The sequence below is a fragment of the Nocardia puris genome, assembly GCF_036051655.1.
GTDB classification, from domain to species: domain Bacteria; phylum Actinomycetota; class Actinomycetes; order Mycobacteriales; family Mycobacteriaceae; genus Nocardia; species Nocardia puris.
Window position 1 is genome coordinate 4,383,137 of the sequence record NZ_CP107943.1, and the last position, 10,880, is coordinate 4,394,016.

Sequence of the window (10,880 nt, forward strand, 5' to 3'; positions counted from 1 at the left end):
GCGTGCGCGGCAACCAGGTTTCCGTGCTACAGCCCCGGTTCGGGCCAGGTCCAGTCGGCGACGGCGGGGATGTCGGCGCCGTGCTCGCGCGTCCAGGCCCGCGCCCGCCAGCGGGCGTCCACCATGTCCTGGCGCAGCGCCGCGGCCCGCTCACCGAGGCCCGGCACCCGGTCCACCACGTCCATGACGAGGTGGTAGCGGTCCAGATCGTTGAGCATCACCATGTCGAAAGGCGTTGTGGTGGTGCCCTTCTCCTTGTAGCCGCGCACGTGCAGTCCGGCGTGGTTGGTGCGCCGGTAGGTGAGCCGGTGGATCAGCCACGGGTAGCCGTGGAAGGCGAAGATCACCGGACGGTCCCGCGTGAACAACGTGTCGAATTCGCTGTCGGGTAGGCCGTGCGGATGCTCCTCGGCGGGCAGCAACCGCATCAGGTCCACCACGTTCACCACGCGAACGCGCAAGTCCGGCAGTCGATTCCGCAGGATCGCGGCGGCCGCCAGCGTCTCCAGCGTGGGCACGTCGCCCGCGCACGCCAGCACCACGTCGGGCGCGGTGCCGGTCACATCGCCGTTGCCCGCCCACTCCCAGATGCCCACGCCGCGCGCGCAGTGCACCGCCGCCTCGGGCACCGAGAGCCACGCCTCCTGCGGTTGTTTGCCCGCCACCACCACGTTCACGTAGTGGCGCGAGCGCAGGCAGTGGTCGTAGACCGAGAGCAGCGTGTTGGCGTCCGGCGGCAGGTAGACGCGCACGATCTCGGGCTTCTTGTTCAGCACCACGTCCAGGAATCCCGGGTCCTGGTGGGTGAATCCGTTGTGGTCCTGGCGCCACACGTGCGAGGAGAGCAGGTAGTTCAGGCTCGCGAGGGGCCGCCGCCACGGCACCGCCGCGCTCGCGTCGAGCCACTTGGCGTGCTGGTTGAACATGGCGTCGACGATGTGGATGAACGCCTCGTAGCAGGTGAACACGCCGTGCCTGCCGGTGAGCAGATAGCCCTCCAGCAGGCCCTCGCACATGTGCTCGGAGAGCACCTCGATCACCCGGCCGGTGCGCGAGAGGTCCACGTCGAACTCGCCGATCTCGGCCTGCCAGTCCCGGCCGGTCACCTCGAGGATGTCCTGGAGCCGGTTGCTGGCCAGTTCGTCGGGGGCGAAGGTGAGGAAGTTGTCGGGGTTGCGCCGGGTGACCTCGCGCAGCCACCCGCCGAGCACCCGGGTGGCCTCCCGCTTGATCGCACCGGGCGCTTCGACCTCCACGCCGAATTCGCGCCAGTCGGGCAGGCGCAGATCGCGGATCAGCTCGCCGCCGTTGGCCACCGGGTTGGCGCTCATCCGGCGCGCGCCGACCGGCACCTGGTCCAGCAGCGCGGCGACGGGCGCGCCGTCGGCGTCGAACAACTCGTCGGGCCGGTAGGACCGCAACCACTGCTCCAGCACCGCTCGGTGCGTGTCGTCGGTGCGGGCGGCGGGCAGCGGCACCTGGTGGGCCCGGAAAGTGCCCTCCACCTGGTCGCCGTCCACGACGGGCGGACAGGTCCAGCCCTTCGGGGTGCGCAGCACGATCATCGGCCAGGCCGGGCGCGCGCCGTCGGCGCCGTCGCGGGCCGCGCGCTGCACGGCGGCGATCCGGTCGAGGCAGCGGTCCAGCGCGGTGGCCATGTCCTGGTGCACGCGGCTCGGATCGTCGCCGGCGACGAGCACCGGGTCGTAGCCGTACCCGCGCAGCAGCGACATCAGCTCGTCCTCGGGGATGCGGGCGAACAGCGTCGGGTTGGCGATCTTGTACTGGTTCAGCGCCAGGATCGGCAGCACCGCGCCGTCGCGCGCGGGGTTGACGAACTTGTTCGCGTGCCAGCTGCCCGCGAGCGGACCGGTCTCGGCCTCGCCGTCGCCCACCACGCAGAACACCGTCAGATCGGGGTTGTCGAGCACGGCGCCGAACGCGTGCAGCAGCGAATAGCCCAGCTCGCCGCCCTCGTGGAAGGAACCGGGCGTCTCCGGCGCGCAGTGGCTGGGCACCCCGCCGGGGAAGGAGAACTGCGCGAACAGCGCGCCCATCCCCGCCGCGTCGCGCGAGATGTCGCTGTAGAGCTCGGAATACGTGCCCTCCAGCCACGCGCACGCGTTCGGGCCGGGACCGCCGTGGCCGGGACCGGCGACGAACACCGCATCCAGATCGCGGGCGCGGATGGCCCGGTTGGCGTGCGTCCACACCAGATTCAGTCCGGGCACGGTGCCGAAGTGGCCGAGCAACCGCGGTTTGATGTGCTCGGGAATCAGCGGCTCGCGCAGCAGCGGGTTGGCCATCAGATAGATCTGGCCCACCGCGAGGTAGTTCGCGGCGCGCCAGAAGGCGTCGAGCGCGACCAGTTCCTCGTGCGCCAGCGGGCCGGGCGCGTCGGTCAGGACGTAGGGGGTGGGGGCGATCGAAGCGCCGCCGTGCGCTCCGACGTTGTCGGCCGAGGTGTCGCCCTCGGCGCCTGCGGTCCGGGTCATCGGCAGGACTCCTCACGGTCGGGCGCGGAGGCGGTACCCCGATGGGTCCGCCGTCGTTCGGTCCGGTGCGCGCCGCCGTTTCCGGCGGGCGGGAGATCACCGCCGAGCCTACTCACCGCGGGCCGCGCCCGCCCGCGAAAGAAGGTGAGCGCGGGCCGCATCCGGCGGGGGCGCGCCCCACGGCGGGCGCCCGGTCGTCTAGGGTTCGGCCGCATGCACACACTCGGCAGGATCTTCGGCATCGGGCTCACCGCCGCGGCCGCGTTCGCGCTGACCGCCTGCGGTTCGGACGACGACGGCGGCGCCGCCGCGACGACCGCCGCCACCACGACCGCCGCCGCGGCCCAGCAGAAGCACGGCCGCGAATGCACCGCCGACGACATCGGCGTGACCGGCGGCTTCGGCGAGAACCCGACCATCACCATCCCCGACGACTGCGATCCGCCCACCCAGCTGGTCGTGAAGGACCTCGTCGAGGGCAGCGGCCCCGGCGCGACCGTCGGCCAGCCGCTCACCATGAACTACTCGCTGGTCACCTGGTCGAACAAGCAGAAGCTGGACAGCTCCTTCGACCGCGGCGCCCCGTTCGAGCTGGAACTGGGCGGCGGCGAGGTCATCCAGGGCTGGGACCAGGGCCTGGTCGGCGTGCAGCAGGGCGCGCGCAGGCTGCTCATCATCCCGCCCGATCTGGGCTACGGCCAGGGCGGCAACGGCATCGCGCCCAACGAGACGCTGGTCTTCGTGACCGACGCGGTCGCCGTCGGCGCCTGACGCCGGTCGGGGCACGGTGGGCGCTCGCCGCCGTGCCCCGACCGAGTGCAGGCCGCCACGGCCGGTCAACTACCCTGGTCGGGATGCGTGCGCGCACCCGCCGTGACGCGCTGCCCGAACACCACCGAACCAACCTGACACCGAACCAAGGAGCATGTCCGTGAAGAGCACCGTCGAGCAGCTGAGCCCGACCCGGGTCCGGATCAATGTCGAGGTGCCCTTCGAGGAACTGAAGCCGGACTTCGATCGCGCCTACAAGGCCCTCGCCAAGCAGGTCCGCATCCCCGGCTTCCGTCCCGGCAAGGCCCCGGCCAAGCTGCTCGAGGCCCGCCTGGGCCGCGGCGCGATCCTGGAGCAGGTCGTCAACGACGTGCTGCCGGGCCGCTACAGCGAGGCCGTCACCACCTCCGAGGTGAAGGTCATCGGCCAGCCCGACATCGAGATCACCAAGATCGAGGACGGCGAGGAGCTCGCGTTCACCGCCGAGGTCGACGTGCGCCCCGAGATCACCCTGCCCGAGTTCGGCGACATCGAGGTGACCGTCGACGCGTTCACCGTGGACGACGCCGACATCGAGGAGCAGCTCACCTCGCTGCGCCAGCGCTTCGGCACTCTGACCGGCGTCGAGCGCGCGGTCCAGGAGGGCGATTTCGTCTCCATCGACCTCTCGGCCACCGTGGACGGCGAGGAGGTCGCCGAGGCGTCCACCACCGGCCTGTCCCACGAGGTCGGCTCCGGCCAGCTCATCGAGGGCCTGGACGAGGCGATCGTGGGTCTGTCGGCCGGCGAGTCCAAGGAGTTCACCTCCACGCTGGTGGCCGGTGAGCACGCGGGCAAGGAAGCGGTCATCACCGTCACCGTGCAGTCGGTGAAGGAGCGCGAGCTGCCCGAGGCCGACGACGAATTCGCCCAGCTGGCTTCGGAATTCGACACCCTCGAGGAACTGAAGACCGATCTGCGCACCCGCGCCGAGCGCGTCAAGAAGGTGCAGCAGGCCGGCGAGATCCGCGACAAGGTGCTCGAGGCGCTGCTGGAGCAGACCGAGATCCCGCTGCCGGAGAAGGTCGTGCAGGCCGAGATCGACGCCGTGCTGCACGACGCCGTGCACGGCTTCGACCACGACGAGGCCAAGCTGGCCGAGGCGCTCGAGGCGCAGGGCTCGAGCCGCGAGGAGTTCGACGCCGACACCAAGGAGGCCGCCGAGAAGTCGGTGAAGACCCAGCTGCTGCTGGACGCGATCGCCGAGGCGGAGAACACCCAGGTCGGCCAGGAGGAGCTCACCGAGCGCATCCTGTTCCAGGCGCAGCGCTACGGCATGTCGCCGGAGCAGTTCATCCAGCAGGTGCAGCAGGCCAACCAGCTCGGCGCGGTGTTCGCCGACGTGCGCCGCGGCAAGGCGCTGGCCGGCGTGGTGGGCCGGGCCAAGGTCACCGACTCCGAGGGCAGCGCCGTGGACACCGCCGAGATGTTCGGCGCCCCCGCGGACGCCGAGGACAAGGGCGAGGCCGCCGAGAACGCCGAGTAGATCCGTGAATCCACAGCGTGACGGGCTTTCGTGTGCCGCCGCGACGGCCGGTGCGTCCGGCCGGGGCGCGCCCGAAGTTCTGCTGTGAGAGAAGTAGGGCGGTACCGGAAGTTCGGTGCCGCCCTACTTCGTTAGTGTTTGTGACAACGAACCGTTGAGAGCTGCGCGCCGAGGCGCGCTGTGTAGCTTTCAGTGACAAGCCGGTGCGAAGAGAAGGCAGGTATCCGTGACGAACAACCAGGCAGGGGTCATGACATCCGCGACTGCTGGTCTCAATCTCAGTGACTCGGTGTACGAGCGCCTGCTGCGCGAGCGCATCATCTTCCTCGGCACCCAGGTCGACGACGACATCGCGAACAAGCTGTGCGCGCAGATCCTGCTGCTCTCGGCGGAGGATCCCACCAAGGACATCGCGCTCTACATCAACTCGCCGGGCGGCTCGGTGTCGGCGGGCATGGCCATCTACGACACCATGCAGCTGGCCGCGTGCGATATCGCCACCTACGGTCTGGGCCTGGCCGCCTCGATGGGCCAGTTCCTGCTCACCGCGGGCACCAAGGGCAAGCGCCACGCGCTGCCGCACGCGCGGATCATGATGCACCAGCCGTCGGCGGGCATCGGTGGTTCGGCGGCCGATATCGCCATCATGGCCGAGCAGTTCGTCCGTCTGAAGCAGGAACTCAACGAGTTGCAGGCCCTGCACACCGGCCAGTCCGTGGAGCAGGTCGCCGCCGATGCCGATCGCGACCGCTGGTTCACGGCGCAGGAAGCCCTCGAGTACGGCTTCATCGATCACGTGATCAGGGGCGCGAACCCCGCCGCCACCAACGGCTCGGCCGGGTGAGCCGCGGCCAGCGCCGCACCCAATCGCCGTCGAACACACAGACTTTGGAGACGAAATGGCTCTGATCGACCCCCGCGCCGGACTGTCCGGCATCGCGCCGAACTCACCGCAGTCGCGCTACATCCTGCCCTCCTTCATCGAGCACTCCAGCTTCGGCGTGAAGGAGTCCAACCCGTACAACAAGCTGTTCGAGGAGCGCATCATCTTCCTCGGCGTGCAGGTGGACGACGCGTCGGCCAACGACGTGATGGCGCAGCTGCTGGTGCTGGAGTCGCTGGACCCCGACCGCGACATCACCATGTACATCAACTCGCCCGGCGGCTCGTTCACCTCGCTGATGGCGATCTACGACACCATGCAGTACGTGCGCGCCGACGTCGCGACCGTCTGCCTGGGCCAGGCCGCTTCGGCCGCGGCCGTGCTGCTGGCCGCGGGCACCCCCGGCAAGCGCGCCTGCCTGCCCAACGCCCGCGTGCTCATCCACCAGCCCGCGCTGGAGGGTGGCATCCAGGGTCAGGTGTCGGACCTGGAGATCCAGGCCGCCGAGATCGAGCGCATGCGCCGCCTGATGGAGACCACGCTGGCGCGCCACACCGGCAAGGACGCGGACACCATCCGCAAGGACACCGACCGCGACAAGATCCTGACGGCCGAGGAGGCCAAGGACTACGGGATCATCGACCAGGTGTTCGACTACCGCAAGCTCAGCGCGCAGAAGAAGTGAGTGGTCGCGGGCGGCGGCTCCGGCGGCCCTCGCTCGCGAATCGCTCCGGTCGGTCCGGGATTCGGCCGTGCGGTGTGCGCGAGAACGCGCCGCCCGGCCGGCCCTGCGGACCGGGGTGAATTGCATTCCGCAAACGCGGCGAATTTCGTCGCGGGAAACGGACACGCCGGACGATCGGCCGCCCCGGCGGGGGGCACGACTCGCGGAACGTGTTCTGATGTCGTGATAACTCGCACAGGCCCGGCGAGAAACATGCGCGAGTTGTCGACCTCCATCGCGCACACCGGGTACGGTCAAGCTAGGGACCTGGTCTCTTGGTTGACGGCAACGCTCGACCCGCCGCGATAACTCGAAGTGTTCGCGATTACACCCGAGTTCGGCGGATTGCTGGCAACCTGGACGGACGGTTGCACGCGGACAAGGAAGTAGGGACCCACGAGATGGCGCGCATCGGAGACGGCGGCGATCTGCTCAAGTGCTCGTTCTGCGGAAAGAGCCAGAAGCAGGTCAAGAAGCTCATCGCGGGACCAGGCGTGTACATCTGCGACGAGTGCATCGATCTCTGCAACGAGATCATCGAGGAGGAGCTGGCCGAGTCGAGCGAGGTGAAGCTCGACGAGCTGCCCAAGCCGGCCGAGATCCGCGACTTCCTGGAGAATTACGTCATCGGCCAGGACACCGCCAAGCGCACCCTCGCGGTGGCCGTGTACAACCACTACAAGCGCATCCAGGCCGGTGACAAGGGCCGCGACAGCCGCGGTGAGACCGTCGAGCTGCACAAGTCGAACATCCTGATGCTCGGCCCGACCGGCTGCGGCAAGACCTACCTGGCGCAGACGCTGGCCAAGATGCTCAACGTCCCGTTCGCCATCGCCGACGCCACCGCGCTCACCGAGGCGGGCTACGTCGGCGAGGACGTGGAGAACATTCTGCTCAAGCTGATCCAGGCCGCCGACTACGACGTCAAGCGCGCCGAGACCGGCATCATCTACATCGACGAGGTCGACAAGATCGCCCGCAAGAGCGAGAACCCGTCGATCACCCGCGACGTCTCCGGTGAGGGCGTGCAGCAGGCGCTGCTGAAGATCCTGGAGGGCACCCAGGCCAGCGTGCCGCCGCAGGGCGGGCGCAAGCACCCGCACCAGGAATTCATCCAGATCGACACCACCAACGTGCTTTTCATCGTCGCGGGCGCGTTCGCCGGCCTGGAGAAGATCATCTCCGACCGCACCGGCCACCGCGGCATCGGCTTCGGCGCCGAGGTCCGCTCCAAGGCGGAGATCGACACCACCGACCACTTCGCCGAGGTCATGCCCGAGGACCTGATCAAGTTCGGTCTGATCCCGGAGTTCATCGGCCGCCTGCCCGTCGTGGCGTCGGTGACGAACCTGGACAAGGAATCGCTGGTCAAGATCCTGTCGGAGCCGAAGAACGCGCTGGTCAAGCAGTACATCCGGCTGTTCGAGATGGACGGCGTGGATCTGGAGTTCACCCAGGACGCACTCGAGGCCGTCGCCGACCAGGCCATCCTGCGCGGCACCGGCGCCCGCGGCCTGCGCGCCATCATGGAAGAGGTCCTGCTGCCGGTGATGTACGACATCCCCAGCCGCGACGACGTCGCCAAGGTGGTCGTGAACGCCGACACCGTCAACGACAACGTGCTGCCCACCATCGTGCCGCGCAAGGCACAGCGCACCGAACGCCGCGAGAAGTCGGCGTAAGGCGCGCCCGGGGGATCGATAGCACGTGCAGCCGTCCCCACCGCTGCATCCGGTGGGGCCCGAACGGGTCCTGGATGCGGTCGCCATCCTCAACGGTTGGTCGACATGCGGACGTATCAGCACAAGTACCTGGCTGTCAGCGCGACGGCGCAGACCACGTTCCCGTTGGGGTCCGCCCTGCTCGATGACGACTACCAAGGCAGGGTGTCGGCGATGCTCGTCTGCGTCGAGTGGTTGGACGAGCACTTCGGGTGGGAGCTGGTGAACATCTCGAGCATGGATGTCACCCCGGGCAACTTCGTCCTCTACGCGTATCTGCGCCGCCGCGGGTGACGAGCCGGTCGGTGCGGTCCGGCTGACGAGACAAGCGACGCCGCACCGGATTCGGTGCGGCGTCGAAAGTTTCTCAGGCCGGTTCGATACGCATATCGTCCTGACTCCAATACGCTCGCATTGTGGTGATGCGGCCTTCGTCGTCGAATTCCATGACGTCGATGGGGGTCAGCGTGAACGTCTGGTCGCCGACCTTGGTGACGATGTCGAACATGAAGGCGGCGTGGTTGCCCGCGATGCGGACGGTGTCGGCGTGCAGGGCGGTGGAGCGGTCCAGGGCCGCGATCACGTCGTAGAACTCGCGGATGGGTTCGTGGCCGTGGCGCACGGGGGTGCCGATCGGGTCCTCGACCGTGGCGTCGGGCGCGTACAGCTCGACGATGGCGTCGGTGGGGCCGGAGCCGACGAGCTTGACGTACTGCTCGACCACATCCCGGATCTGTCGTGTCATGGCACACCTCTGTGAACGGAAAAATGTAACGTGTTTCAGTTCGCAGGGTAGCAGTGTGCGCTCTGCCGGTCGCGGCTTCGGCGGGATCGCGGGGTCGGGGAGCGCCGTTGATCCCCTGGTTCGCCGTTGAACCTCGATCCCGTGGTGAAGCTGTCGTACATGCTGTCGTCGGAGTGGGGCCGGGTGTTACGCAGGTCACTCGCCGATCAGGCCGTACTCCGGTGCGCCGTCGGCGCGGTAGGTGCCGAGCACGACTCCGGTGCCGGTGGTCCGTGATTCGGCGAGCCGGAATCGGGTCGGCGCGGCGCCCGCGGGGAACAGACGCCTGCCGTTGCCCAGCACCACCGGGAAGGTGAGCAGGTACAGCGTGTCGATCAGCCCGGCGGCCAGCAGCGTCTGCGCCAGGCCGCCGCTGCCGTGCATCTGGAGTTCGCGCCCCGGACGCTGCTTCAGCGCCTCGACCTGCTCGACCACGTCGCCGCCCAGTATCTCGGTGCCGGCCCAGTCCGCGCGGTCGAGCGTGCGGGAGGCGACGTATTTCGGCAGCGCGTTGAACGCCTTGGCGACCGGCTCTTCGTCGCCCACCTTCGGCCAGTACGAGGCGAAGATGTCGTAGGTGCGCCTGCCGAACAGGAACGCGTCGGCCCGCGCGAAGGCCGAATCGACGAACGAGCCGAAGCCTTCATCGACGAACGGGGCCGTCCAGCCGCCCTGCGTGAAACCGTCCGAGGGATCCTCCTCGGGCCCGCCGGGGGCCTGGTAGACGCCGTCGAGGGAGATGAACTGGGTCAGGGACAGTTCCATGGCGATGCTTCCTTTCGTCGCTGCGACCCGGTTCACGCGGGTCGCTCACCCGTTCAGACGGCGATGCGCGGGAAAACTCATCGGCTACGCCGACCGGTGTGTCGGCGTAGCGTCTACGGTGCCGTGCTGTTTACTCGGTGCGGTCAACCAGATGTTCGAGTGACGAGTGAAAGCGGAGGAGACATGGCACTGCCCACGATGACCGCGGAACAGCGCACCGAAGCGTTGGCCAAAGCGGCCGCGGTGCGCAAGGCGCGCTCGGAGCTGATCGGCAAGGTGAAGGAAGGCAAGGTCTCGGTCGCCGACCTGCTGAAGAAGGCGGAGTCCGACGATCTGGTGAAGAAGACCAAGGTCGCCGCCGTCATCAAGGCGCTGCCCGGAGTCGGCCCGGTCAAGGCGGCCAAGCTCATGGATCAGGCCGAGATCCCGGAGGACCGTCGCATCGGCGGACTCGGCGCCCGTCAGCGCGAGGCGCTGCTCAAGGCGCTCGACGCCTGAGCGCGGCCTGCTTCGAGGCGCTCGGCGTCGGCCCGTCGGCCGACGCCGCAACGCGCCTGTCCGCGCTCAGCGCGTGCCGCGGCGGCGCGGGAGACGGAACTCGATCGGTTTCGGGTCGGGTACCTGCGCCCCGCGCGGGGTGATCAGCAGGACGGCCAGGCCCAGTGCCACCAGCGCGGCCGCCGCCAGCAGGCTGATCGTGAAGCTCGCCGCGCCCAGCGCCTCGGGTTTGTGCGAGGCGTGATAGATGAAGTGCGGTACGGCGAAGACCAGCCAGCCCAGCCCGGCGGCCTGGGCCAATGCGCTGCCGCCGCGCCACAGCGCGAACGCGCTGATCGCGCCGAGCGCGAGGAAGAACGCGCCGACATCCCCGGCCAGGTGATGGTTGAACGGGCCGTCCGCCGAGATCCACCGCATCCCGAACCCGGGGAAGCTGGTGTACCAGGAGTGCGGCGCGAACACCGCCCACAGGCCGATCACGATGCCCTGAAAAGCCAGGATTCCCAGCATGATTCGGACGGCGAGCCAGCGGTGGCGATGCTGTTCGAAGTTCATTCGCACGCGGACGCCGCCGCGTTTGTTGTCCACCGAGAAGCGCATGAGGGTCTCCGTTCGCGCTGAGGCAGGTCCGTCCGGCCGGAGACCGTGACACGGCGTCGCCGGGCACGCTCCGGGTGACGACCGGGTGATGTCACCGTAGAACGGCCCCGCGCC

11 protein-coding genes are annotated in these 10,880 nt (G+C 68.9%); 7 read left to right on the top strand and 4 right to left on the bottom strand.

The window, feature by feature from the left end; genetic code table 11:
• Positions 1–26: 26 nt before the first annotated feature.
• A complete protein-coding gene (locus tag OHB21_RS20250; protein WP_195125803.1) occupies positions 27–2,495 on the bottom strand; it encodes a phosphoketolase family protein in 2,469 nt (822 codons plus the stop codon).
• A 213-nt stretch (positions 2,496–2,708) separates the two neighbouring features.
• Here OHB21_RS20250 and OHB21_RS20255 point away from each other — a divergent pair, with 213 nt between their 5' ends.
• From OHB21_RS20255 to OHB21_RS20280, 6 genes are all read left to right on the top strand, one after another.
• A complete protein-coding gene (locus OHB21_RS20255; RefSeq protein ID WP_067512420.1) occupies positions 2,709–3,266 on the top strand; it encodes an FKBP-type peptidyl-prolyl cis-trans isomerase in 558 nt (185 codons plus the stop codon).
• 160 nt (positions 3,267–3,426) lie between these two features.
• On the top strand, positions 3,427–4,791 hold the full coding sequence (gene tig / locus OHB21_RS20260; RefSeq protein ID WP_067512472.1) for a trigger factor: 1,365 nt from the start codon (positions 3,427–3,429) through the stop codon (positions 4,789–4,791).
• A gap of 250 nt (positions 4,792–5,041) precedes the next feature.
• Positions 5,042–5,635 (top strand): ATP-dependent Clp protease proteolytic subunit, encoded by a 594-nt coding sequence (locus OHB21_RS20265; protein WP_067512418.1) that lies wholly within the window; start codon positions 5,042–5,044, stop codon positions 5,633–5,635.
• Positions 5,636–5,690: 55 nt separating this feature from the next.
• The gene (locus tag OHB21_RS20270; RefSeq protein ID WP_067512416.1) at positions 5,691–6,359 is read left to right on the top strand and encodes an ATP-dependent Clp protease proteolytic subunit; all 669 of its coding nucleotides are present in this window, start codon (positions 5,691–5,693) and stop codon (positions 6,357–6,359) included.
• 440 nt (positions 6,360–6,799) lie between these two features.
• Positions 6,800–8,080, top strand: coding sequence for an ATP-dependent Clp protease ATP-binding subunit ClpX (gene clpX, locus OHB21_RS20275; RefSeq protein ID WP_067512414.1), 1,281 nt, complete (start codon positions 6,800–6,802; stop codon positions 8,078–8,080).
• A 105-nt stretch (positions 8,081–8,185) separates the two neighbouring features.
• Entirely contained in the window at positions 8,186–8,413 is a 228-nt protein-coding gene (locus OHB21_RS20280; RefSeq protein ID WP_113975243.1) for a hypothetical protein, read from the top strand.
• Positions 8,414–8,486: 73 nt separating this feature from the next.
• On the opposite strand, the gene OHB21_RS20285 is transcribed toward OHB21_RS20280, so the two are convergent.
• Positions 8,487–8,864: a nuclear transport factor 2 family protein gene (locus OHB21_RS20285; protein ID WP_195125802.1), complete on the bottom strand. Its 378-nt coding sequence runs from the start codon at positions 8,862–8,864 to the stop codon at positions 8,487–8,489.
• Between the two features lie 195 nt (positions 8,865–9,059).
• Positions 9,060–9,668: a dihydrofolate reductase family protein gene (locus tag OHB21_RS20290; RefSeq protein WP_195125801.1), complete on the bottom strand. Its 609-nt coding sequence runs from the start codon at positions 9,666–9,668 to the stop codon at positions 9,060–9,062.
• 183 nt (positions 9,669–9,851) lie between these two features.
• On the opposite strand from OHB21_RS20290, the gene mihF reads away from it, so the two are divergent.
• Complete coding sequence (gene mihF / locus OHB21_RS20295) at positions 9,852–10,166, top strand: integration host factor, actinobacterial type (RefSeq protein WP_067512407.1); 315 nt, start codon at positions 9,852–9,854, stop codon at positions 10,164–10,166.
• Between the two features lie 66 nt (positions 10,167–10,232).
• Here mihF and OHB21_RS20300 read toward each other — a convergent pair whose 3' ends face one another.
• Positions 10,233–10,766 (bottom strand): hypothetical protein, encoded by a 534-nt coding sequence (locus OHB21_RS20300; RefSeq protein WP_067512405.1) that lies wholly within the window; start codon positions 10,764–10,766, stop codon positions 10,233–10,235.
• Between the last annotated feature and the right edge of the window lie 114 nt (positions 10,767–10,880).